General features: G+C 73.1%; 21 protein-coding genes. 11 read left to right on the top strand and 10 right to left on the bottom strand.

Annotated features, from left to right (window positions below):
- The first annotated feature begins 32 nt into the window (after positions 1 to 32).
- Positions 33 to 1,313: a phosphotransferase gene (locus tag K5S26_RS03095; RefSeq protein WP_246603418.1), complete on the top strand. Its 1,281-nt coding sequence runs from the start codon at positions 33 to 35 to the stop codon at positions 1,311 to 1,313.
- On the opposite strand, the gene K5S26_RS03090 is transcribed toward K5S26_RS03095, so the two are convergent.
- A complete protein-coding gene (locus tag K5S26_RS03090; protein ID WP_308122735.1) occupies positions 1,238 to 4,849 on the bottom strand; it encodes an ATP-dependent helicase in 3,612 nt (1,203 codons plus the stop codon). The two genes, K5S26_RS03095 and K5S26_RS03090, sit on opposite strands and share 76 nt — an antisense overlap.
- The gene (locus tag K5S26_RS03085; protein WP_221855832.1) at positions 4,846 to 8,088 is read right to left on the bottom strand and encodes an ATP-dependent DNA helicase; all 3,243 of its coding nucleotides are present in this window, start codon (positions 8,086 to 8,088) and stop codon (positions 4,846 to 4,848) included. Before K5S26_RS03085 ends, K5S26_RS03090 begins: the two co-directional genes overlap by 4 nt.
- A gap of 151 nt (positions 8,089 to 8,239) precedes the next feature.
- Between K5S26_RS03085 and K5S26_RS03080 the strand changes: the two genes are divergently transcribed.
- Together K5S26_RS03080 and K5S26_RS03075 are read left to right on the top strand one after the other, a co-directional pair.
- Positions 8,240 to 8,464, top strand: coding sequence for a DUF3107 domain-containing protein (locus K5S26_RS03080; RefSeq protein WP_221855831.1), 225 nt, complete (start codon positions 8,240 to 8,242; stop codon positions 8,462 to 8,464).
- Positions 8,465 to 8,469: 5 nt separating this feature from the next.
- On the top strand, positions 8,470 to 8,760 hold the full coding sequence (locus tag K5S26_RS03075; protein ID WP_221855829.1) for a hypothetical protein: 291 nt from the start codon (positions 8,470 to 8,472) through the stop codon (positions 8,758 to 8,760).
- Between the two features lie 30 nt (positions 8,761 to 8,790).
- Here K5S26_RS03075 and K5S26_RS03070 read toward each other — a convergent pair whose 3' ends face one another.
- From K5S26_RS03070 to K5S26_RS03060, 3 genes are all read right to left on the bottom strand, one after another.
- Positions 8,791 to 9,975, bottom strand: coding sequence for a MarP family serine protease (locus tag K5S26_RS03070; protein WP_221855828.1), 1,185 nt, complete (start codon positions 9,973 to 9,975; stop codon positions 8,791 to 8,793).
- A gap of 132 nt (positions 9,976 to 10,107) precedes the next feature.
- Positions 10,108 to 10,920, bottom strand: a complete 813-nt coding sequence (locus K5S26_RS03065) for an endo alpha-1,4 polygalactosaminidase (RefSeq protein ID WP_221855826.1) — start codon at positions 10,918 to 10,920, stop codon at positions 10,108 to 10,110.
- Between the two features lie 5 nt (positions 10,921 to 10,925).
- Entirely contained in the window at positions 10,926 to 11,642 is a 717-nt protein-coding gene (locus K5S26_RS03060; protein ID WP_221855824.1) for a ferritin-like fold-containing protein, read from the bottom strand.
- Between the two features lie 188 nt (positions 11,643 to 11,830).
- On the opposite strand from K5S26_RS03060, the gene K5S26_RS03055 reads away from it, so the two are divergent.
- Positions 11,831 to 13,300, top strand: coding sequence for a DEAD/DEAH box helicase (locus K5S26_RS03055; protein WP_221855822.1), 1,470 nt, complete (start codon positions 11,831 to 11,833; stop codon positions 13,298 to 13,300).
- An 85-nt stretch (positions 13,301 to 13,385) separates the two neighbouring features.
- Here the strand turns inward: K5S26_RS03055 and K5S26_RS03050 are convergent, their stop codons facing one another.
- On the bottom strand, positions 13,386 to 14,279 hold the full coding sequence (locus tag K5S26_RS03050; RefSeq protein ID WP_221855821.1) for a PHP domain-containing protein: 894 nt from the start codon (positions 14,277 to 14,279) through the stop codon (positions 13,386 to 13,388).
- 94 nt (positions 14,280 to 14,373) lie between these two features.
- On the opposite strand from K5S26_RS03050, the gene K5S26_RS03045 reads away from it, so the two are divergent.
- Positions 14,374 to 15,393 (top strand): endonuclease/exonuclease/phosphatase family protein, encoded by a 1,020-nt coding sequence (locus tag K5S26_RS03045; RefSeq protein WP_221855820.1) that lies wholly within the window; start codon positions 14,374 to 14,376, stop codon positions 15,391 to 15,393.
- 24 nt (positions 15,394 to 15,417) lie between these two features.
- Here K5S26_RS03045 and K5S26_RS03040 read toward each other — a convergent pair whose 3' ends face one another.
- On the bottom strand, positions 15,418 to 15,819 hold the full coding sequence (locus K5S26_RS03040; RefSeq protein ID WP_221855819.1) for a DUF3054 domain-containing protein: 402 nt from the start codon (positions 15,817 to 15,819) through the stop codon (positions 15,418 to 15,420).
- A gap of 45 nt (positions 15,820 to 15,864) precedes the next feature.
- Between K5S26_RS03040 and K5S26_RS03035 the strand changes: the two genes are divergently transcribed.
- Positions 15,865 to 17,271, top strand: coding sequence for an aminopeptidase P family protein (locus tag K5S26_RS03035; RefSeq protein ID WP_221855818.1), 1,407 nt, complete (start codon positions 15,865 to 15,867; stop codon positions 17,269 to 17,271).
- Positions 17,272 to 17,299: 28 nt separating this feature from the next.
- On the opposite strand, the gene K5S26_RS03030 is transcribed toward K5S26_RS03035, so the two are convergent.
- Entirely contained in the window at positions 17,300 to 17,956 is a 657-nt protein-coding gene (locus K5S26_RS03030; RefSeq protein WP_308122734.1) for an alpha/beta hydrolase family protein, read from the bottom strand.
- Positions 17,953 to 18,654 (bottom strand): YflT domain-containing protein, encoded by a 702-nt coding sequence (locus K5S26_RS03025; RefSeq protein ID WP_221855817.1) that lies wholly within the window; start codon positions 18,652 to 18,654, stop codon positions 17,953 to 17,955. Before K5S26_RS03025 ends, K5S26_RS03030 begins: the two co-directional genes overlap by 4 nt.
- Before the next feature lie 85 nt (positions 18,655 to 18,739).
- Between K5S26_RS03025 and K5S26_RS03020 the strand changes: the two genes are divergently transcribed.
- Genes K5S26_RS03020 through K5S26_RS03005 form a run of 4 tightly spaced genes read left to right on the top strand, consistent with a single transcriptional unit; the run spans position 18,740 to position 22,251 of the window.
- Positions 18,740 to 19,228 carry an ASCH domain-containing protein gene (locus K5S26_RS03020; RefSeq protein WP_221855816.1) on the top strand — a complete coding sequence of 163 codons (489 nt, stop codon included), beginning with the start codon at positions 18,740 to 18,742 and terminating at the stop codon, positions 19,226 to 19,228.
- 52 nt (positions 19,229 to 19,280) lie between these two features.
- Positions 19,281 to 20,573, top strand: coding sequence for a magnesium transporter MgtE N-terminal domain-containing protein (locus tag K5S26_RS03015; protein WP_221855815.1), 1,293 nt, complete (start codon positions 19,281 to 19,283; stop codon positions 20,571 to 20,573).
- Positions 20,573 to 21,112, top strand: coding sequence for a DUF1003 domain-containing protein (locus tag K5S26_RS03010; RefSeq protein WP_221855814.1), 540 nt, complete (start codon positions 20,573 to 20,575; stop codon positions 21,110 to 21,112). The genes K5S26_RS03015 and K5S26_RS03010 overlap by 1 nt, the downstream gene beginning before the upstream one ends.
- Positions 21,109 to 22,251, top strand: a complete 1,143-nt coding sequence (locus tag K5S26_RS03005; protein ID WP_221855812.1) for an Mrp/NBP35 family ATP-binding protein — start codon at positions 21,109 to 21,111, stop codon at positions 22,249 to 22,251. Before K5S26_RS03010 ends, K5S26_RS03005 begins: the two co-directional genes overlap by 4 nt.
- Before the next feature lie 10 nt (positions 22,252 to 22,261).
- Here K5S26_RS03005 and K5S26_RS03000 read toward each other — a convergent pair whose 3' ends face one another.
- Positions 22,262 to 22,642, bottom strand: a complete 381-nt coding sequence (locus K5S26_RS03000) for a twin-arginine translocase TatA/TatE family subunit (protein WP_221855810.1) — start codon at positions 22,640 to 22,642, stop codon at positions 22,262 to 22,264.
- Positions 22,643 to 22,721: 79 nt separating this feature from the next.
- Here K5S26_RS03000 and K5S26_RS02995 point away from each other — a divergent pair, with 79 nt between their 5' ends.
- Positions 22,722 to 23,351 carry an O-methyltransferase gene (locus tag K5S26_RS02995; protein ID WP_221855808.1) on the top strand — a complete coding sequence of 210 codons (630 nt, stop codon included), beginning with the start codon at positions 22,722 to 22,724 and terminating at the stop codon, positions 23,349 to 23,351.
- Positions 23,352 to 23,443 lie beyond the last annotated feature (92 nt).

The raw sequence follows: 23,443 nt of genomic DNA, 5'->3' as shown, positions 1-23,443 counted from the left end.
AGACGCCGGGGCGTGCGACCTACCCTGGGGGCATGGCACGCTCTCCTCTCACTCTAGCGGCGGCGGTGTCCGCGGCCGTCCCGGACGCAGAGGTCGTCGGAGCCCGACGGCTCACGGCGGCGGGCGGCGGGCGCTTCGACGCCGCAGTCGCGACGCTGCGCGACGGACGCGAGCTCGTGGCACGCGTCGCGACGGAGGACGGCATCGATCAGGAGATCGCCGCCGAGACGGTCGCGCTGCGCGCTCTGACGCCTGGTGTGCGCGGCATGCTGCCGTTCCGGGCACCCGAGTACGTGGGCGCGGCCGGTATCTCCGGCGCACGCGCCGTCATCACCACCTTCGTCCCCGGTTATCTCATCGACGCCGAGGAGCTCCCGCCCGGTGAGGGCGCGGCGACGTCGATCGGGCGCGCCCTCGCGGCGATCCACGCCCTGCCCCCGTCGGTCGTCCGCTCCGCGGGTCTCCGCGAGCGCACGCCCGAGCAGACCCGCGACGACGTGCGTCGGGTCGTCGACGCCGCCGGGCGCAGCGGTCGCCTCCCGGTCCGCCTCACGGTGCGCTGGCGTGACGCCGTCGACGACGACAGGCTGTGGGCGTTCGAGCCGTCGATCTGTCTCGGCGGCACGCAGGCGACGTCGTTCCTGTTCCTCGACGACGACCGCGGCGCGCCCGCGGTCTCGGGTGTCCTCGACTGGCACGGTCTGTCGATCGACGACCCCGCGGTCGATCTGCGGTGGGTCGCGTCGGCGCCGGACGCGGCGCGGGACATCGCGCGGGCCTACGGAGAGGCCGCCCACCGCGCGCCCGATGCCGCCGTGCATGTGCGCGCGCGCCTGCACGCCGAGCTCGAGTTCGCCCGTTGGCTCGTGCACGGGCTCGAGGCCCACCGCACCGATGTGGTCGACGACGCGGCCGCGCTGCTCGAGTCCCTCGCGGAGGGCGTGCGCGACGACGTTCTGCTCGCCGACATCGACGACGAGGGGCGCACCGACATCGACGACGCGCTGACGGTGCTCGCCAACCTCCCGGCGACCTCCTCGGCGGCGGCCGACACGTCGATGCAGACCGACGCGTACGACCCCGACGAGCTCTCCCTCACGCCGGACGCCTCGTGGAGCGCGGACAAGCGCGCTCGCGCGGCCTCCGCGGCCCAGGAGACCCAGCCGATCGACCCGTCCGAGTTCGTCGGCCTCGCCGACACGGCGACCGATGCGATCCCCACGGTCGACGACGGCGATCAGCCGTCCGCCGGCCGACCGGCGCGCGCCGACCGCGCCGCGTCCCAGCGCTGGACGAGCTCCTCCTCCGAATAGACCCGGTCGCCGCGGATCACCAGGTCGTCGGCGACGTAGTACAGCGCGACGTCGATACGTTCCAGCGGCACCCCGTGCCGACGGTGATAGGCGAGCCGGTACAGCGCGAGCTGCAGCATCCGCTGCTCTCGTTCGGCGGCGGTGCGCGGCGCCTTCCCGGTCTTCCAGTCGACGATCTCGATGCGCCCGTCCCGCTCGTAGACGGCGTCGAGCTTGCAGATGACGATGTGGCTCGGGCCGCCTTCGGCCCCCCGCATCGCGAAGTCGATCTCGGTCTCCACCTCGATGGGCCTCAGCGGGGCCCATTCGCTGCGCAGGAACGTCTCGCGGAGAGCGGCCAGAGCCGTCTCGTCCTCGACCGACACCTCGGTCTCGGTCCCGACGGGCGCGTCCCCGCCCCAGAGATCCTCGTCGGTCTCCCACAGCGCGTCATCGGTGGACGCCGCCGCGCCGGCGACGCCGGATCGCTGTTCGACCCACTGGTGGAACAGCGTGCCGATGCGCGTCTGCGTGTAGGGACGTTCGGGCATCGGACGGCTCACCTCGGAGACCGTCGCGGCGAAGTCGGCGACGTAGTCCTTGAAACGCGAGGCGGGGATGCGGGTGGGGGCGGCCGCCGCCCTGCCCCGCTCACGCTCCTCGCGCTCGGCGAGCAGACGGCTCAGTCGCGGCGACGGCGATGCGCTCTCCGCGTCGCGCACCCGCCGCGCCGCGTCCACCACGCGGTCTCGACGCCTGCCGAGCGGCTCCATCGGCCACTCCAGCGTCGTCGCGGTGCCGGTGTAGGGGTTGTCGTCGCGGTCGACCGTGCCGACGGCGTCGAGGCCGAGTCGCTCCATGACCTCGACGAGGAACTCGCTGGGCACGCGGGGGCGGGACTGCCCCGCCCAGTGCGATCCGGTCAACAGGAGGTCGCCGCGGGCACGGGTCGTGGCGACGTACGCGAGCCGTCGTTCCTCCTCGCGCTGATGAGCGCGGTTCGCATCCGCGAATCGCGCCAGCGCGCCGCGCTTGTCCGGGTCCTTCGACTCGCTGATCAACGAGTCGAGCTCGGCCTTGCGTCGCTTGTCCTCGTCCTCGACTCCCGCGCCCGCGGTGAGTGGATCCCAATCGAAGGCGGGCAGCGCGGCCCTGTCGCCGCGCAGCGCATAGGGAAGCACGCCGAACCCGAGCCACCCCGCGGTGTCCTTCGCCGTGCCCGGCAGCTCGCCCTCGACCAGCCGCACCACGGCCACGGCGTCCCACTCGAGCCCTTTGGACCCGTGGATGGTCAGCAGCTGCACGACCCCTGGCTCCGGCGGCTCGGTCCGCGGCATCAGCTCGTCGGCCTGCTCGGCGCGATCGAGCCATGCCAGCAGACTGCCGATCGTCCCGCGCTCGTCCGCGGACAGGAACCCCCGCACCTCGTCGACGAAGGCCCGCAGCTGCGTCGAAGCGACTCGTGCGGGCCCGCGGGTCTCGTTGGCGGCGAGCTCGATGTCCAGACGCAGCTCGAGCTCGATCAGGCGGATCAGCTCGGGGATCGGCTGACCGACCTGTCGGCGCAGGCGCTCGAGCATCGCCCCGGCCTCGCGGATCCGAGAGCGGCCCTCCGGGGTGATGCCCTGCACCAGCCGGTAGTCGTCGCGCATCGTGCGCACGACGTCGACCGCGTCCACGATCGACACCGCCTCGTCGGCGCCGTTCGAGGTGCGCAGGCGCGCCCGCAGCTCGTCCGGCAGCGGCGCGAGCCCTGCGTCGCGGCGGGCGAGCTCGGAGGCGAAGTCGTACAGCGCCGCCATGTCGGCCACCCCGACCCGGAAGCGCGGCCCGACCAGCAGCCGGATCAGCGGAGACCCGGAGGTGGGGTCGTGCAGCACCCGCAGCACCGACAGCACGTCGACGACCTCGGGCGTGGACAGCAGGCCGCCGAGCCCCAGGATGCGATGCGGGATGCCGCGCTCCCCGAGCTTCGCGGCGAAGAGGCTCATGTGACGCTTGGAGCGGAAGAGGATCGCGCCAGTGTGCGGCTTCGCCGCACTTTGTACGCCTGGCGGCTTCGCCGCACTTTGTACGCCTTGCGGCTTCGCCGCGGTTTCCACGCCTTGCGGCTTCGCCGCGGTTTCCACGCCCTGCGGCTGCGCCGTGCTCGCGCCGTGCTCCGCACGCCGCCTCTCGAACCACTCGGCGACGGCGTCGGCCTCTTCGTCGACGGTGTGCGGGAACGTGACCTCGACGCGGCCGTCTCCGGCTCCGGGCCGGGGCTCGAGCTCGGGGACCCGGAAACCGCGGTCCGCCTGCAGGGGCCTCAGCACGCGGTTCGCGACCGAGAGGATGGCGCGGTCGTTGCGCCAGCTGGTCATGAGGTCGTACTGGTCGACCTTCCGCTCGTCGCCGAACTCCCGTCCGAAGGCGTAGAGGTTGTCCGCGCTCGCTCCCCGCCAGCCGTAGATCGACTGGTGGGGATCGCCGACTGCCATCACCGCGGCTCCGCGAAACACGGCGGCGAGGAAGCGCGTCTGGATCACGGACGTGTCCTGGTACTCGTCGAGCAGCACCACCCGGTACTGGGCGCGCAGCTCGTCGCGCACGGACGACGCCGCCTCGACGATCTGGAAGGCGCCGTCCACCTGGTCGGCGAAGTCCAGCACTCCCCGTCGCTGCTTCTCGGCGATGTAGTCGCGCACGAGCCGCACCAGGATCGGCATCGTGGTGAGGTTCGCGTGCGGCCGCTTGGCCTTGTCGTGAGCGACGTACGGCTCGAATCGGGCGGCCTCCCGCCGCGCGAGGCGCTCGAGCTCGTCCAGGTCGACGCGGTGGTCGAGGACGTCGGCGGCGAGGCGCTGCACCGCGTCGACGACGCCGGCGACCGACCGTTCGATCTCGTCGAGCCCAGGCAGCTGGGCGCGCAGCACGACGTGCCGGGCGATCAGCCAGGAGGCCGACGTGTTGAGCATCCCGGCCTCGGGGTCGCGGCCGATGCGCGCGGCGTGCTCGCGCACGATCGTGTCGGCGAAGGCGTTGTAGGTGGCGACGCGGGGCCGGATCATCAGGGAGTCGACGCTGGTCGCCGCGGCGGGATCCCAGCCGGTGTCGTAGGACCGGGCCAGCTCGTCCAGCACGCGTCGACGCACGGCGCTGCGCTGCGCGGGCGTCGCCGCCGCCTCGATGTCGGAGAGCTCGTGACGCTCGACGATGCGGGCCAGGTGCGGCAGGAGGCCACGTCGCCCGAACTCGTCGATCAGGGCGAGCCGTGCCGAGATGCGCTCGTCGAGCTCGCCCGCCGCCTTGCGCGTGAAGGTCAGTCCGAGGATCTGATCGCGTTCCACGTGTCCGTTCGCCACGAGCCAGACCACGCGCCCTGACATCGTCTCGGTCTTGCCGCTGCCCGCGCCGGCGACCACCAGCGCGGGAACGGGGGGCGCCTCGATGACGCGCTGCTGCGCGGGCGTCGGTGTCGGCAGGCTGAGCGCCGCCGACAGGTGCGCCGCGCTCAGCCCGTGTCCGGCGCTCCACGTCGCGGTCGCAGCGTCGTGCAGCGGGTTCGTGGTGCTCACGAGCTCACCGCCGGGACCGTGTGGATGCGGCAGTTCGGCACGTAGGGCCCTTCCACGGTGCAGTGCTCGTCGACCCGCGCCGTGAAGGCGCTGGCCGACATGCCTCGCGCGGCCTCCGCCACACGACGCAGGAACGCGGCGCGCGTCTCGTCGTCCAGCCGGTGCTGGTGCGCGACCCGGTAGTCGCTCTTGCCGATGGCCCCGTCGAGCACGACGAGGCGCGCACCGACGAGCCCCGCCGCGTCGGCACCGGGCACCAGCCCTTCCTGCACCGCGACCTGATAGGCCGCGAGCTGGGCGTGGTCCGCGACCTTCGCCTCGGTGAGCGGCTCGTTCTTCCCGCTCTTCAGGTCGACGACCGCCACGCGGCGCGGGGCGCCCTCGTCGACGCTGCGCATCCGGGTCCACCCGGCCGCCGCGCCGCGCGCCGCCGCGTGCTCACCGCCGCCGGGCGGATAGGTCTCGACCCGGTCGATCACTCCGCTCACCGTCGCGCGGCCGGGACCGGCCGCGTCGTCGCCCGCGTGCACGCCGAGCATCTCGGCGTCGTCGCCGCCGTCGATGTCGACCGCGAACCGGAACTCCGCCTCCGACACCACGTGCTCTCCGCCCTCCGCGGCGACCGTCCGCAGGTAGGCGTGCAGGCGGTCGACGAGCCTCTCGGCGCGGCGTCTCTCCTTGGCGGCGATCCACGGGGTCTCGAAGTCGAGCTCTCCCCACCGCTCCTCCACCACCGCTCGCAGCGCCGCGAGGTCTCCGTCGGGCACCCGCTCGAGCGCCGCGTGCAGGATGATGCCGATTCCGGCGCTCGGGGCGGTGACGGTGTCGCCGCCGAGCGCGGAGACGGCCCAGTCGAGCCCGCACCGCTCGAACGCCTCCAGGCGCGACGGCGACACCCGTGCGCCACCGGTCTGGAGGTCGCGCAGCGGCCCGTCCGTCGACGGCGGGAGGATCCCGTACCAGTGACGCGGATCGGCACCGGGCACGCCGGCATCCGCGAGCAGACGCAGCTGAGCCGCCGCGTCGGCACGCTCCCCCTCGTCGGTCGACGCGGTGAGGGCGCGGCGGTGCAGCGACACGAGACCCCGGAGAGTCAACGGATGCTCGACGCGTGCCGCTGAGGTCGGGTCGGGCGCGGGCAGGAAGGACAGCAGCGCGCTGGGCCCCGTGTCGTCGTCGTCGACCGCGGTCACGACCAGCCGCGACCGGGCGCGCGACGCCGCTCGCACGAACAGCCGCAACTCGTCGTGCAGGACGGCGCGGCGACGATCCAGCACGCCGTCGTCGCGGGGCGCCGTGCCGGCGCGTGCCGCGTCGATCAGCGCCGGCAGGCGCCACCCTTCGAGCAGTCCCCCGCGCAGCCTCGTGTTGGGCCACACGCCGTCCTGCACGCCGGCGATCACGACCGCCTCGAACTCCACGCCGAGCGCGTTCGCCGGGGTGAAGAGGCTCACGGCCCCTCCGCGGTCGGGGGACGACAGCGTGTCCTCGGGGACGTCGCTGCCCAGGATGTCGCGGACGAAGGGCCCCGGCCCCTCCTGAGGGTTGCGCTCCACGGCTCTCTTCGCCGCGTCGAACAACGCGACCAGCCCGTCGAGGGCTCGCCCCGTCTCCGCGCTGAGCGCTCCCTGCGACTGCGCCTGCTCGTGCCATGCCGCATCGAGCCGCCGCCCGTCCGCGGCGCGGGCGCGATCCCACACCGTCCACAGCAGCTCGTGGACAGTGGCGCCGCGCGCGCCCTCGTCGTGGAGCATGCGGAGCGTCTCGGCGAATCGGCGCGCGACCCGCGCCTCGGGCGAGTCGATGAGGTCGAAGGTCGCTGGAAGCCCGAGCGCCTCGCGCAGCAGCTGCCTCGCCGGGCGGCTGCCGCCCGACGCCAGCTCGCCGTGGCGCAGGCTCGCCCTCAGCCGCCGCAGCCCCACGCCGTCCAGCCCGCCGTACGGTGACCGCAGCGCCGCGAGCAGCCGTTCATCGTCGCGGTCGTCGTGCTCCGCGAGACCGAGGTCGACGATCTCCACCAGGTCCCGCACGGCGCTCTCGCTGCCGAGCGGCCGCTGCACGCCCGCCGCGCGGGTCGGCACCTCGCGCGCGGCGAGCTCTGCCTCCAGGGTGGTGATCTGTCGGGTGTCGTGAGCGATCACCGCCATACGCTCCCACGGCACGCCCTCGAGCAGGTGCCACTCGCGCAGCACCCAGGCGATGCGGTCGGCCTCCTCGTAGGGAGACGGCGCGACGTGTGTCTCGATCACCCCGCTCACGTCGGTCTCCGGCCCGGGCGGCTGGCGGTGCGCGACGACCCCGGCGGCTCCGATCGACTGGGTCGCCGCGCGCACCAGCCGGGTAAGAGCGGGGTGAGCACGGTGCGCCTCGCGCAGGACGTGCCGAGCGCCGAGCGCGGCCGTGAGCTGCGCGAACAGCTCGGGCGTCGCGCCGCGGAACGCCCCCGACCCGATGTCGGGATCGCCGAACCCCACCACTGCCACGCCGCGCTCGCGCAGCGCTTCCACCACGGCGATCCCGCCGCGCGTGAGCTCCTGGGCGTCGTCGATCAGCACGACCTCCAGCCGCTCCAGCCCGGCGATCGCCGCTCCTCGGCGAAGAGCGACGGCTGCCTCCGCGTACAGCTGGGAGACGTCGCGATGCGTCGCTCGCATGCCCGAGAGCACCTCGCGGTACTCCGTGACGAACGACGCGACCGCGGACCAGGCGTCGACGCCCAGAGCGGCGAGCTCAGCAGGCTCGACTCCGAGCTCGACGAGCTCGCTGAGGAACGCCCGCAGCTCGGAGCGGAAGTCCTTCGAGGCGCGCACCGGCGCGCCGAGGTGCGGCGGCCACGAGGACGTTCCCTCGCGCTCGTCCTCCTCGACGCCCGCGAGCATGTCGGCGAGGATGCGGTCCTGATCGGCTCCGGTCAACAGCTTCGGCGGCTCGTCGCCACGGCGCACCGCCTCGGCGCGCACCACCTGGAACGCGAACGATCCGATCGAGCGCGCCAGCGGCCCCGGCGTCGCGACGTTCACGCGGACCCCGAGCTCGTCGCGGAGACGCGTGGCGGACGCGCGCGTCGGTGTCAGCACCACGACCTGGTCGGCGGCGAGGCCCCGGTCGAGAAGCCGCGCGACGCGCTCGACCAGCACGGCGGTCTTGCCCGAGCCCGGTGCGCCGCCGACCGTGCCGGAGGCCGACGCCGGCAGCTCCAGCACGGTGAGCTGATCCGCGTCCCAGGCCCGTCCGGTCATGCCCACCACGCTAATCGGCGGCCCGGACATCGGCCGTGCGCGACGGCGGGGCGTTCGCCCTCAGCGTTCACGGGCCGGCCCGTGGCGCCGCCTGCCATAGAGTTGTCGCAGGGCCCGCTCCGGGTCTCAGCGCGACGAAAGGCAGTCACCCGTGGACATCCGCATCGGCATCACGAACACCGGCCGCGAGCTCAGCTTCGAGTCGTCGGAGAGCGCCGATTCGGTCAAGGGAACGATCGCCACAGCGCTCGAGCAGGGCGCCAGCCACCTGTCGTTCACCGACGTCAAGGGCAACTCCTACATCGTGCCGACCGCGAACCTCGCGTTCGTCGAGGTCGGCAGCGAGGAGACCCGCCGCGTCGGCTTCGTCGCCTGACGCGCGTGTACATCCTCCTCGCGCTGATCGCCGCCGTCGCCATCGGCGTCGGCGTGCACTTCGCGCTGCCGCGGCGCGCGCTGCGAGGCATCACACTGGCCCCCTCGCTGGCGGGCGGCACCGCCGCGATCGTGTACGCGGTCTGCACGTGGACGGGCCTCGGCGAGGCCAGCCCGTGGACCTGGCTGGCGTCCCTCGCGGCCGCCTCCCTGGTGTCCTGGGCGGGCGCTGACGCGATCAGCCGTGTGCGCGCCGCGCGCGACGCCGCTCAGGCCCGCAGACTCGGCCTGGCCTGACCCGCACGGGCCGGCGAGACGCGTTCCGCCTCAGCCGACGCACGATCCGGTGGACACCGGCTCGACCGCGTCCCCGAGCTGCGCCAGGACAGGCAGCACCTCGGCCGTGGACATCGCGTAGCCCACGTCGGCCTGGAACTCGTCCCGAGCGAACACCACCCCGGCCACGGCGCCGTCGGGGGTGAGGAGCGGTCCGCCCGAGTTGCCGGGATGCACCTCGGCGGCGAGCGCATAGACCTCCCGCGAGGAGGCGGCAGCGCCGTAGATGTCGTCGATCGGAGCGGAGCCCACCATCGTGACGCCGGCGTCGACCAGTCGGAACGGGCCGCCGTAGGGATAGCCGAGCACCGCCGCTGCGGCGCCCGCGGCGAGCGGCTCCGTCACGGACAGCGGCGCCGCGTCCACGTCGGCGGCGATCACCGCCAGGTCGTCGACGGGGTCGAAGTACACCACCGTGCCGTCGCGGGCCGGCTCCCCCGGCAGCTCGACGATGGGCGTCTCCATCCCGGCAACCACGTGGGCGTTGGTCATGATCAGGTCGTCCGCCACCACGAACCCCGTGCCGGTGGCTCCCCGGCCGCACGAGGGCACGACGCCGTGGACGCGCGCGACCGACGCCGCGGCCTCCCGGAGCGCCGGGGCCTCGATGTCCACGGTGCCGGGATCGGCGACGTCCGTCCCTTCGAGTCCCTCGTCCAGCAGCCCGTCGATGGTCGGCAGGACCGTGTCGCCGAGCACGGCGGAGTGTAGGCGCGCCATGGCCTCCGCCGCGGGCGCCGGTGTCAGGCGATCGATCGTCCTCAGCACCGTCGACGACGACACCGCGGCGGACACCACGGGGATGCCCGCAGCCGCGATGCCCGAGCCGGCCAGCGCGATCGCGAGCCCCGCGGCCACGACGGCGAGGGCGCCTCCCAGCAGCCGCTCGATCGCCTTCAGGCGCAGGCGGTCGGCACCGCGCCGGATCACCGCGCCGACGAGCGATCCCAGAGCGGCTCCCACCGCCAGCAGCGCGACGGCGGCGGCGACCACCGCCACCGGACGCCACGCGGAATCGGTGACCGCCTCCGACACCATCGGCAATGCCCAGGGCGCGATGAGCCCGCCCGCCACGAGCCCGCACAGCGCGCCGAGGGCCGAGAACAGTCCGGCGCGGAGCCCGGCGACGAGCGCCGCGATCAGCAGGATCGCGATCAGGAAGTCGACGACGAGCACGGGCTCTCCTCTCGGGCGGGCGGGCGGGCGGGCGGGCGGGCGGGCGGGCGGGCGGGCTCACCCTAACCCGGCGCACCCGCGTGCCCGCTCGGAGGACGCCCTGCGCCCGCCGGTGGTCGCCTGAGCGACCGCTCAGCCCTCGCACGCGCGGTAGAGACGATCCGGATCGCCCTCCGGCAGCAGGTCGAGGTCCCGCAGGATCGTGAGTCGCGGGTTCGGCGCCTCGGCGCAGCGGGTGTCGAACTCGTCGTCCGACAGCTCGTACTCGACGTCGATGACCTGAGTGCCGTACGCCGCGGCGTACACGTCGCACTCCTCCGTGGCGAGGCACTCCTCCACGACCGCGAAGTCGAAGCCGAGATCCGGACCGCGCTCGGCCAGCTCCGCCGAGTTCTTCTGCGCGACCGCCAGGCCGCTGTCGTGGGCGAGGTCGATGTACGACGCGGCGAGGGCCAGGCCGCCCTCCTCGCTGAGAGCCGCGAACCGCGTGTGCGCGTCGAGGTTGTCGAGCTCGACCGCGTCGAACCCCTTGCGCGCGCACTCCTCGATCTCCGCTCCGCGACGGGCGAGGATCGCGGCACGGGCCTCGTCCGTCCGAGTGTCGAGCGCGTACTCGTCCGGCCATTCCGGGTCGGCGACCGGGCCGCCGTCCACCTCGAGGATCGCCGCCGGGGCGTCGGCGCGCCATTCCGGCAGCTCGCCGGGCTGTGTCTGGAAGCCGTTCACGTAACAGACGGAGTACACACCCGCCGCGGGCTGCGCGGTCACGTCGCGCACCACGACCGTGACGCCGTCCGGCGGTGTCGAGGCCCCGCCGAGCTGATAGTCCACGCCTCCCTCAGCCGGGAGTCCGGCCGGCGCGACGGCCCCGCATGCGCTGAGGGCGAGCGCCGTGCCGGCCACCACGAGCGCCCCGGCGGCGCGGGTCGGGATGAAGGCAGGCATCCGGTCTACGACGCGAGCCCGAGCGCGTCCATGCGGCGGGCGTGCGCCGCCATGAGCGCGGTGAAGACGGGCTCGACCTTCTTCTCGTCGTCGACGCCCAGACGCTGAGGGCGCAGTGCCGCGCGCGCCACCAGAAGCGTGTCGCCGACCAGCCGCCGCGCCCACATCGACAGCAGCGAGCGCATCTCGTCGTCCGCCTCGATGGTGGTGCGGACGAGCTCGACGAGCAGCTCCCTGTCGCTGTCGACGTTCAGAATGCGCGCGATGCGGCGTCCCGTCTCGCCGTAGCTGGCTGCGAGCGTCCGGTAGAAGTCGTCGAGCATGCCGGCCGTGATGTGCACCGAGAGCATGGTCTCGCGCGGCCGTGCGCCGATAGTGGCGCGGCGGAACACGTCCAGCTGCTCCTGGAAGGGCCCCATCACCGCAGCCGGGTCCTCACCGCGGCCGCGGATGACGTCGATGATCGCGCGGTGCTTGACGAGGGCCGCCCCCGCGGCGAGCGAGAGGGCCTCCTTCTCCTCGAGCTGCGGCGTCGCGCGGATCAGTCGGCTGAGCGTCTCGAAGTATCCGAGCTGCAGGTACGCGGCCTGCCCGAGGAACGTGGAGGCGTCCGGCGCGAGCTCCTCGAAGTCGACGCGCGTCGCGTCGCCCATCTCGCCGCGCGGACGCAGCCTGAGGATGCGCGCAGGCGGGCGTCGGCGCCAGAACTTCCAGTTCACCACGTGCTCAAGACTACGGCGTGGCACGAGCTCACCCGACGCGCCCGGGCGCCCCCAGGAGCGGGTCGGGGCGCTCCGGTAGGCTGGTGCGGTCCCCGACGTCGGATCGGGGCCCCGCGCCTGGAGCTGACAAGGGCGTGGATCGCACTTCATCACAGGCAGCGCAGACTGCCGGACAGGTTCGGAATATCGTGACGACCTTCGCCGAACTCGGCGTCGACCAGGACATCGTCGAGTCGCTCGCATCGAAGGGGATCGTGGACGCGTTCCCGATCCAGGAGCAGACCATCCCGCTGGCACTGCCGGGCCAGGACCTCATCGGCCAGGCGAAGACGGGCACCGGCAAGACCTTCGGCTTCGGGATCCCCGTCGTGCAGCGTCTCGGCCAGAACCCCGAGCCCGGAGTGAAGGCGCTCATCGTCGTGCCGACTCGCGAGCTAGCCGTGCAGGTGTACGAGGATCTCGACCTGCTCACGTCGAACCGCGCGACCAGCGTCGTCGCGATCTACGGCGGGAAGGCGTACGAGGGGCAGATCGACCAGCTCAAGGCGGGCGCCCAAATCGTCGTCGGCACCCCGGGCCGCCTGATCGACCTCGCGGGACAGCGCCTGCTCGACCTGTCGAACGCGACCGAGGTCGTCCTCGACGAGGCCGACAAGATGCTGGACCTCGGCTTCCTCGCCGACATCGAGAAGATCTTCCAGAAGGTCGCCCAGGTGCGTCACACGCAGCTGTTCAGCGCGACCATGCCGGGCCCGATCGTGGCGCTCGCGCGTCGCTTCATGTCGAACCCGATCCACATCCGCGCGACGGATCCGGACGAGGGCCTGACGCAGGCGAACATCAAGCACGTCATCTACCGCGCGCACTCGCTCGACAAGGACGAGATCATCGCCCGCGTGCTGCAGGCCGAGGGCGCCGGCAAGACCGTGATCTTCACCCGCACCAAGCGCGCGGCGCAGCGCCTGGTCGACGAGCTCGGCGACCGCGGCTTCAACGTCGGCGGGGTGCACGGCGACATGGGCCAGGAGCAGCGCGAGCGCTCGATGGCGGCGTTCAAGGCGGGCAAGGTCCTGGTTCTGGTCGCGACGGATGTCGCGGCGCGAGGCATCGACGTCGACGACATCACGCACGTCATCAACCACACCATCCCCGACGACGACAAGACGTATCTGCACCGCGCCGGACGCACCGGGCGCGCCGGCAAGACCGGCATCGCGATCACGTTCGTCGACTGGGACGACCTGCACAAGTGGGCGCTGATCAACCGCGCGCTCGAGTTCGGTCAGCCGGAGCCGACCGAGACCTACTCGTCGAGCCCGCACCTGTACACGGACCTGGACATCCCGGCCGGCACCAAGGGCCGTCTCACCACCGCTCCCAAGGCCGAGCGCCACGAGCGTCGCTCGCAGGGCGGGTCCGCCCAGAACCGGTCGGCGCAGGCCGGGTCGGATCAGGGAGACCGCACGCCCCGTCGCCGTCGCCGCGGCTCGGGCGAGGGCGGCGATGCCCCGGCATCCGCCGACCAGAGCGCCGAGCGGCCGGAGGGCGCGGGCACGCACGACGGCGAGGGCAAGGAGCACCACGACGGCAAGCCCGCGGCCGCCCGTCGGCGTCGGCGTCGCCGCCGCTCGTCGGGCAGCACGGCGCAGGGCGCCTGACCGCCCTTCCGCGAGAATCCCTCTTCGCGCCGAGAATGCAGCGACCACGCGCATTCTCGGCGCGAAGTCGTATTGTCGCCGGGACCTACGCCGGGTAGACGGGAGAGGTGCCCGTCGCCCGCTCGATGATGCGCTCGACCATCGCGTCGCTCGTCGTGTTCTCGCCGGGGATGTTCGGCTTGCCCCGGCCGTGATAGTCGCTCGAGCCCGTGACGATCAGGTCGCGGTCGGCCGCGATGCGGCGCAGCACCCGCTTGCCGGCCTCGGTGTTCTCGCGGTGGTCGATCTCGAAACCGGCGAGCCCGGCGTCGATCAGCGCGTGCAGCACGGGTTCGGGCATCATCCGCGAGCGGCCCGACGGCGTGGGGTGCGCGACCACCACGACGCCCCCGGCCGACGTCACGAGCTCCACGACACGGAACGGGTCGGGGGCGTAATGCGGCTCGTAGTAGCCCTCGCGCGGATGCAGGATGCCGTCGAACGCCTCTCCCCTGTCGCGCGCCAGTCCGCGCGCGACGAGCGCGTCCGCGATGTGCGGACGACCGACCGTGGCGTCGCGCGTCGTCTGCGCGAGCACGTCCTCCCACGTCAGGTCGTAGTCGCGCGAGATGTTCGAGACGATCCGCTCCGCCCTGCCGACGCGGTCGCCGCGGATCCGGTCGGTCTCCGCGCGCAGCGCCGTGTCGTCGGGATCGAACAGATACGACAGCAGGTGGACGCTGCGCCACTCGTGCTTCGCCGAGAACTCCATGCCGGGCAGCAGCGTCATGCCGAGGGATCCCGCCGCCTCCGCGGCCTCCGCCCATCCGGCAGTCGTGTCGTGGTCGGTGAGCGCCACGGTGCGCAGACCGTGGCGGTGCGCCGAGGCGATCACCTCGGCGGGCGGCTCCGTCCCGTCCGAGCGTGCCGAGTGGAGGTGCAGGTCGCTCGGGCCGCTGAACCGCGGTGCCCGGGACCGCGCGCCCTCGACTTCTGCCACAGAGCGATCCTAGGGCGTCCGGAGCGCCGGACGCCCATCGGCCGCACGGCCACGGCTCGCCGGTTTCCCAGGAGCGCGGCCTAGGTTGGAGGGCGTGCTGCGCGTGCTGGGGGTCCTCGTGACGGTGGTGTTCGCGTGTGCGACCGCCGTCGTGACCTGGCCCCAGTTCTTCCACCTCGAGCAGACCGTGCCGTTCGCCCAGATCGTGTCGATGCGGGGCGTGATGGTCGGCGCGTTCGCCCTGATCACGCTGGTCTTCCTGCTCTTCGCGCTGGCGCGGCCGATGCGCGGCTTCGCGATGTCCATGGCACTCGTGGCGGGTATCGGGGCGATCGCCGGCGGCCTCATCCTGGCCCAGCGCGGCTACGGCGACACGCTTCCGCCCGAGACCGAGTCCAGCGTCCGCGTGATGACCTGGAACACCGCCGGCGATGCGACGGGCGCCGAACAGATCGCCCAGACCGCGGTGGCGATGAACGCCGACGTGGTCGCGCTGCCGGAGACGGCACAGAGCGTGGGCGAGGACGTCGCGGTGCAGATGCGCGAGCTCGGACGACCGATGTGGGTGCATCACGTGCAGTACAACGAGGACGTCGTCGACGGCCCGCAGTCCTGGGTGACGACCATCCTGATCACGCCGGAGCTCGGCGACTACGCCGTGATCGACTCGTCCCGCGAGGGCACGAGCAACATGCCGAGCGCGGTCGCCATGCCGGTGAACGGCGACGGCCCCACCATCGTCGCCGTGCACGCCGTGGCGCCGCGGCCGCAGTACATGAGCTCGTGGAGCAGCGATCTGCGCTGGCTCGCCGACCAGTGCCCGGCCGGAGAGAACGTCATCCTCGCGGGCGACTTCAATGCGACCCTCGACCACACGCCGTCCCTGGCGGTGGACGGAGCCGACTTCGGCTACTGCCGCGACTCGGCCGCTGCCAGCGGCAACGGCGGGGTGGGCACGTGGCCCACGGACGTCCCGGCGCTCCTCTCGACCCCGATCGATCACGTGATGCACTCGGAGGACTGGGAGACCACAGGCTCGGTGGTGCTCACCAACCTCGACGACGCGGGCAGCGACCACCGCCCGCTGGTCGTCCAGCTCGAGCCCGCCGGCTGACCCCGTCGCGCGGGGCTCCGACGGTCAGCGGGCGGAGACCCGGCGTCCGCCGCGCAGTGCGCGCGCCGCGCGCCAGGCGAGCCGCCATCCGACCAGCTGCACCAGCAGGGTCAGCACCGCCACGATCACGAACGCCACGGCGGTGCCCTGCCCGGACAGTGCCCGCAGCAGCATCCCGCCCGTCACCGTGACAGCGAAGGCCACGCCGCCTGCGGCCAGCGTGTCGGGTCGCAGCCGGCGGACGAGGATCAGCGCCCACCCGCCCGCGAGGCCGACGACGAAGGGCCACGCGGTCTCGACGAAGCCCGCGCCGAGTGCGGGCTCTTCGTGCGATGCGCGCCCGATCGCGCAGAACGCGAGAACCAGCAGCAGGTCGATTGCGAACACGAACACCGGATGGACGCGTCGCGCGTTCGATGAGGCCATGCCCTCAGCGTAGGCGGCACGCGTGCACGGTGAGAGACTGGAGGCATGAGCGAGACCGGCGAGAGCACCGAGACCGAGAAGCAGCCCGCGGGCACGACCAACCGCAAGCAGCCGTTCCCCCAGGGCTTCCTCCACACGATCTCGGAGGGATGGGCGGACCGCCCCGAGCAGCTCCCGCCGCTCCGCGCGCAGGCCTCGTATGCGGCCGCGCGCCGTGCCGCCGTGTCGCGGGCGTTCCCCGGAAAGCGCCTCGTGATCCCGGCAGGCTCGCTCAAGCAGCGCAGCAACGACACCGACTACCCGTTCCGCGTGCACTCGGCGTTCGCCCACCTGACGGGCTGGGCCGCCGATTCCGAGCCCGACTCGCTGCTCGTGTTCGACCCCGCCGAAGGCGGCCACGACGTCACGCTGTACTTCCGTGAGCGGGCCGATCGCACGACGGCCGAGTTCTACTCGAACGCCACGATCGGCGAGTTCTGGATCGGGCCGCGCCCGGCGCTGCCCGGGGTCAGCGGCGAGCTGGGCCTGGCGACGGCGCACGTCGACGAGTTCCGCGCTGCCGACGGCGACCTGGTGGTCGACCAGGACGAGGAGCTCACGTGCTTCGTGTCGGAGCTGCGCCTGCGCAAGGACGACTACGAGGTCGAGCAGCTGCGCCTGGCCGTGCAGGTGACCGCCTCCGGCTTCGACGACATCGTGCGCGAGCTGCCCCGCATCGTCGAGCACCCGCGGGGCGAGCGCGTGGTGGAGGGCGTGTTCCACCAGCGCGCGCGCAGCGACGGCAACTGGGAAGGCTACGACACGATCGCGGCGTCCGGCCCGCACGCGTGCTACCTGCACTGGACGCGCAACGACGGAGCGGTCCTGCCGGGCGACCTGATCCTGATCGATGCGGGAGCCGAGGTCGACAGCCTCTACACCGCCGACATCACGCGCACGCTGCCGGTCAGCGGCACGTTCACGCCGATCCAGCGCAGGATCTACGAGACCGTGCGAGAGGCGGCGGACGCCGCGTTCGCGGCGGCGAGGCCGGGAGTGAAGTTCCGCACGCTGCATGAGGCCGCGATGGAGGTGCTCGCGGCACGCACGGCCGAGTGGGGCCTGCTCCCGGTGAGCGCAGAGGAGGCGCTCGACGCCGACAAGGGCGGCCACCACCGTCGCTACATGGTGCACGGCACGAGTCACCACCTCGGGCTCGATGTGCACGACTGCGCGCAGGCGCGCCGCGAGATGTACTACGACGGCGTGCTGGAGCCGGGCATGGCCTTCACGATCGAGCCCGGCTTGTACTTCCAGATCGACGACGTCACCGTGCCCGAGGAGTACCGCGGCATCGGCGTGCGCATCGAGGACGACATTCTCATGACGGAGGACGGCCCCGTCAACCTGTCGGCCGATATCCCCCGCAGCGCCGACGACGTCGAGGCCTGGATCGCCCGGCTCCGCGCCTGACGCCCCGCCCTGCCCGTCCCGCGGGGGATCAGCGGACGAAGGCGGACAGGAACGGGGCGAGCGAGGCGCCGATCTCGTCGGCGGGGCGCCGGCGACCCTTCACCTCGAACGAGTGGTTGGCTCCTTCGACCCACTCCACGCCGGCGTCGCGGCACGTCGCGACGGCCTCGCGGAACTGCTCGAGGGGCTGGATGAAGGGGTCGTTCTCGCCCTCGACGAACAGCTGGGGCTGGGCGACGAGCGGCAGGTGGTCGGCGCGCGGCCGCTCGGGCTTCCCGGGCGCGTGCAGCGGGTAGCCGAGGTAGGCGAGCCCCCGCACCGGGAAGTCGCCCTCCGCTGCCGCCATCGATGCCATCCGTCCGCCGTACGACTTGCCGGCGGCCCACACGGGAAGGCCCGTTCCCGCCGCGTGCGCCACGACCGCGCGCCAGGCGGAGATCGCGTCGGCGGGGCGACCGGGCATCCGTCGCACGGCCTCGACGTACGGGAAGTTGAAGCGGATCACGGTCACGCCGTCGGCGGCGAGAGCCGACGCGAGCCCTTCGAGGAACGCGTGCCGCATGCCGGCGCCGGCGCCGTGCGCGAGCACCACCGCCGCCCGTGGCTCGGCCGCCGAGTCGACCGCGACGCTGATCTCCACCGGACCGGCGGGCAGCGAGACCTTCACCGAGGCCTGCTCGGTCACGAGCGGTCGGTGTCCCGGCTCTCGGGCGCCTCGCCGTCACCCGACTGCTGCGCGTCGCCCGTCGCCTCGTCGCGCCGCGGCTCCATCCCCGGCGGGACGTAGGCGGGCGATGCGGCAGGGGCCGCCGGCGGCTGTGCTCCCCCGGTCTGTGCGGCGCCGGAGGACGGATCGATCCGCACGCCGTAGCGCGGCGGCTCGTCGAGAGAAGCAGCGGGCACCGGAGCGGACGGTCGCGCCGCGGCGCCCAGCTCCTGACGCGCCTTGCCGAGGCTGCGCGGCAGGACGGTGACCTCGTAGTGGTCGGCGGAGACCTGCATGACGCTCGCGAAGTCGCGGCGGCGGCGCAGGAGCGCGTAGCTGATGAGGCGGAACAGCATCCCGAGGGCGATGCCGACGAGCAGCACGCCGGCGAACGTCGAGATCGGAAGACCGGGCGACCAGATGACCACCATGGCGGCGAAGAGCAGTCCGAGCAGCACGCCGTTGACCGCGCCCGACCAGGCCGCCTGCGCGTACCCGAGCCGACCGGTCACCTTCTCGATCGAGCGGAGCGCGGTGCCGACGATCGCGATGTCCGCCGCGGGGACCTCGGCGGCGATCAGGCGCGACACCGCCTTCTGCGCCGCGTCGTACTCCTTGAAGCTCGCCACGGTCTCGCCGACCTCGAACGCCCGGCCCATCCCGCTCATCATGCTCATGCGCGTCATTCTCCCACGCGCCCTCGCCCGGCACGGCCCGCGTTCGCGGTGCGCGGAGCGGCGCCCGCGCGCCTACGCTGGCGGGATGAGCATCCCCGATCCCGATCCCGCCGCCGTCGCCGCCTTCTGGGACCGTGCCCGCGCCGCGATCTCTGTGGCGGAGCCCGAGCTCTCGCTCCCGGACGCGCCGCCGCAGGCGTGGGGATTCGGTGCGACGCCCGCTCACGCGGACGCCCTGCTGGCGCTGGTGCTGACCGGCACGAAGACGGGCACGTCGAGCGACGCGCGAGGATACCCGGCGACCGGCGAGCCCGTTCCCGTCGCCGGTCAGCTCGACGTGGTCCTCGACGGGTCGGGCGCTCCCCGAGCGGTCATCCTGAACACCTCGATCGACACCGTGCCGTTCGACGACGTCGACGCCGCCCACGCCCGCGCCGAGGGCGAGGGCGACCGGTCTCTCGCCCACTGGCGCGACGTGCACGAGCGCTTCTTCACCGAGCACGCGGAGCACGATCAGGGCTTCTCGCCGTCCATGCCCGTCATCACCGAGCGTTTCCGCCTCCTGTACCCCTGAGAGCGCTCGCGCGGGGGCTCGCGAGGGCGGGGCGCGGACTACGCTGGAGGGCATGAGCACGCAGAGGGTTTTCGCGGCGCGCCTGGCCGGCTGCCCCGTCTTCGACCCCGCGGGCGACCGGCTCGGCAAGGTCCGGGACGTCGTCGTCGTCTACCGAAGTAGCGGCGCGCCCCGAGTGATCGGCCTCGTCTGCGAGATCCCCGGGCGCCGTCAGGTGTTCGTGTCCATCGGTCGCGTCACGTCGATCTCTTCCGGGCAGGTCATCACCACCGGGCTCATCAACGTGCGCCGGTTCCAGCCGCGCGCCGACGAGGTGCGCGTGCTGGCCGAGGTCGTCGGTCGCCGCGTGCACTTCGTCGACGGCAGCGGCTCGGCGGTCATCGAGGACGTCGGGATCGAGCCCAATCGCGTCGGCGAGTGGGCCATCGGCCAGCTGTTCCTGCGCAAGCCGAAGACGAGCGCCTCGCCGTTCGCCAAGGGGCCCACGACGTTCGCGACGTGGGCGGAGGTGCGCGAGCACCACACGCCCGGCGAGGCGCAGTCGGCGGAGGCGCTGGCGGCGAGCTACGCCGAGCTGCGCCCTGCGGATCTCGCCAACACGCTGCTCGACCTGCCCGAGGAGCGGATGATCGAGGTGGCCGAGGAGCTCTCCGACGAGCGGCTCGCGGACGCCCTGGAGGAGATGCCCGAGGACGAGCAGGTGCACATCCTCGAGAAGCTCGGGGACGAGCGCGCCGCCGACGTGCTCGACGCCATGGAGCCCGACGACGCGGCCGACCTGCTCGCCGAGCTCGAGCCCGAGCGCTCCGAGGAGCTGCTGCAGCTCATGGAGCCCGAGGAGGCCGAGGACGTCCGCATGCTGCTGCGCTACGGCGCCGACACCGCGGGCGGCCTGATGACCACCGAGCCGATCATCATGTCGGCCGACGCGACGATCGCGGAGGCGCTGGCGACCATCCGGCGCCACGAGCTGCACCCCGCGCTCGCGGCGAGCGTGTTCGTCACGCTGCCGCCGTACGAGACTCCCACGGGGCGGTTCCTGGGCGCCGTGCACTTCCAGCGCATGCTGCGCTACCCGCCGCACGAGCGGATCGGCGCGATCCTCGACGACACGATCGACCCGGTCGCCGCGACGGCGACCGCCGCCGAGGTGGCGCGTCGCCTGGCCAGCTACGACCTCGTGTCGATGCCGGTCGTCGACCAGGCCCGCCGTCTCGTGGGCGCGATCAGCGTCGACGACATGCTCGACTACCTGCTGCCCGACGACTGGCGCTCGCAGGACGTCGACGAGCCGTTGCCGGCCGCCCCCGCGACGGGCCCGATCCAGACGACGAGGCGCTCCTGATGGCCCCCCGCGACATCTCCCGCCCCGACACCGTGCGCGGCCGCACGCCGCGCCTGGCCTCGTCGTCGCCGAGCCGCGACCGTGACCGGTTCGGACGCGCCACCGAGTGGATCGCCCGCGCCATGGGCACCCCGGCGTTCCTGATCGGCCTGACGCTGTTCTGCGTGGTCTGGATGCTGTGGAACTCGCTGACGCCGGAGGGCTGGCGCTTCGACTCCGCGGCACTGGGCTTCACGGCCCTCACGCTCGCCCTCTCTCTGCAGGCGTCGTACGCCGCACCGCTCATCCTGCTGGCGCAGAACCGCCAGGACGACCGCGACCGCGTCCAGATCGAGCAGGACCGCCAGCGCGCCGAGCGCAACCTCGCCGACACCGAGTACCTGGCGCGCGAGATGGTCGCGTTGCGCCTCGCCCTCGGCGACATGGAGGAGCGCGCGATCACGCGGGACGTGCTGCGCGAGGAGCTTCGGGCGCTGCTGGAGGAGCTCGACACCCGTGCCGCCAAGGACGAGCCGGCCGCTCGCTCGGACGAGGCGTGACGACTCTCACGGAGCGGGTGCGCGACGCGGTGGGCCGTGTCGCGGACCCGGAGCTGCGTCGTCCGCTGTCGGAGCTCGACATGGTCCGGGGCGTCGAGGCGACCGGCGTGGACGTGCGGGTGTCGATCGCGCTGACCATCGTCGGCTGTCCTGCGGCGGATCGCATCGAGACCGACGTCCGACGCGCGGCCGAGTCGGTCGACGGGGTCGGGGCGGTCGCGATCGACGTGGGCGTGATGACGCCCGCCGAGAGGCAGGCGCTGACGTCGCGGCTGCGACCGGCGCGCGGCATGCCGTTCGGGCCCGACTCGCTGACGCGCGTGATCGCGGTCACCAGCGGCAAGGGCGGCGTCGGCAAGTCGACGGTCACGGCCAACCTCGCGGTGGCGCTGGCACGGCGAGGTCTCGCCGTGGGGCTCGTGGACGCCGACGTGCACGGCTTCTCGATCCCCGGGCTGCTGGGGCTCTCGAAGGGCGGGGAGGTCACCCAGCCCACGCGCGTCGACCAGCTGATGCTGCCTCCCGTCGCCCACGGCGTGAAGGCGATCTCGATCGGGATGTTCCTGCAGACCGGCGAGGACGGGGCGTCCGGCCAGGGAGCGGTGGCCTGGCGGGGCCCGATGCTGCACCGCACCGTCCAGCAGTTCCTGACCGACGTCTACTTCGGCGACCTCGACGTGCTGCTGCTCGACATGCCGCCGGGGACGGGCGACGTGGCGATCTCGGTCGGTCAGCTGCTCCCCCACGCCGACGTGCTGGTCGTGACGACGCCGCAGGCGGCCGCCTCCGACGTCGCGGTGCGCAGCGGCCTGGTCGCGCGGCAGACAGGCCAGCGCGTGATCGGCGTGGTCGAGAACATGGCCGCCATGGCGCTCCCCGACGGCACGACCCTGGACCTGTTCGGATCGGGCGGCGGGGCCGAGGTCGCGGCGGCGCTGTCGGCCTCCGGCGAGTCGGTGCCGGTGCTCGCATCGATCCCGCTCAGCCCGGCGCTGCGCGCCTCCGGCGACGCCGGCGATCCGGTCGTGGTGTCGCACCCCGACGATGCGGCGGCCGACGAGATCACCCGCCTCGCCGAGCGGGTCGCCGCCCTGCCGCGCAGGCTGGCTGGCCGGCTGCTGCCGGTGGCGGTGCGCTGAGGGCGACCGCTCAGGTCGCCTCGGCGTCGAACGGCGGCGGCGAGGCAGCCGAGAAGCTCTGCCGTGTGAGCGGCCCGTCGACGCGCGGAGGGGCGATCACCCGCGGCTCCGCGGCGGCGGCCGGAGGTGGCGCGTCGTCATCGAGCAGCGCCTCGCGGATGATGCGGCGCGGGTCGTACTGACGGGGGTCGAGCTTTCGCCAGTCGACCTCGTCGAACTCCGGGCCCATCTCCTCGCGCACCCGCGTGCGCGCGCCCTGCGCGAAGTCGCGGGCACGGCGGACGAACTGGGCCAGGACCTCCGCGTAGCGCGGCAGGCGTTCCGGGCCGATGAGCAGGGCGGCGATCGCGAGGATCACCAGCACCTTCTCGAAGGTGAGCCCGAAGAACATGGCGTCCAGCCTACCGGCCGTGCCTGCGCGGTCTCCGCAGGCGACGACCGTATTCTGGAGGGGATCCAGGAGGTTCGGCATGAGCGAGCATGATGCGATCGCGCGATTCGCGCGCGAGACGGTCGTGGAACCGGAGCACATCGCACGGGCACGGCTGCACGCGCTCGAGCTGGGCGCCGCCCCGGTCAGCGCGGGCGTCGGCGCGCAGTGCGCGGTGATCGCCGCCGCCTCGGATGCGCGCTCCGTCATCGAGATCGGCACGGGCGCCGGCGTGTCCGGTCTGTGGCTGCTGCGGGGAGCCCCGAAGGCCGTGCTGACCACCATCGACAACGAGCCGGAGCACCTGGGCGCCGCTCGGCAGGCCTTCTCTCACGCGAAGGTGCCCTCCTCACGCGTGCGCCTCATCACCGGCCGCGCGTCCGACGTGCTGCCGCGCATGAACGAGGCCTCGTACGACGTCGTGCTGGTCGACGCCGACCCCGAGAACGTCATCGACTACGTCGAGCACGGGCTCCGGCTGGCGCGCGCCGGGGGCACCGTGCTGGTGCCCCGCGTGCTCAGCGGACGAGTCGCCGACCCCGTGCAGCGGGACGCCGTGACGTCCGCCTACCGCACGCTGCTGCAGGAGACGCAGTCCTCCCCCGCGGTCATCGCCGCGATCTCGACGTTCGGCGAGGGCCTGCTGCAGCTCACCACCGTCGCGGAGTAGACCGCCTCGCAGACGGAGAAGAGGTGCGGGCCCCCCCGGGGGCGGGCCGCGTCTAGTGCCGCGGGGGGGTGGGGGCGGGGGTGAACCCCGCC

Source organism: Microbacterium marinilacus (assembly GCF_019753765.1).
GTDB lineage: Bacteria > Actinomycetota > Actinomycetes > Actinomycetales > Microbacteriaceae > Microbacterium > Microbacterium marinilacus.
The sequence above is the reverse complement of the archived record's forward strand: the minus strand, read 5'-3'. Positions and strand labels throughout refer to the sequence as shown.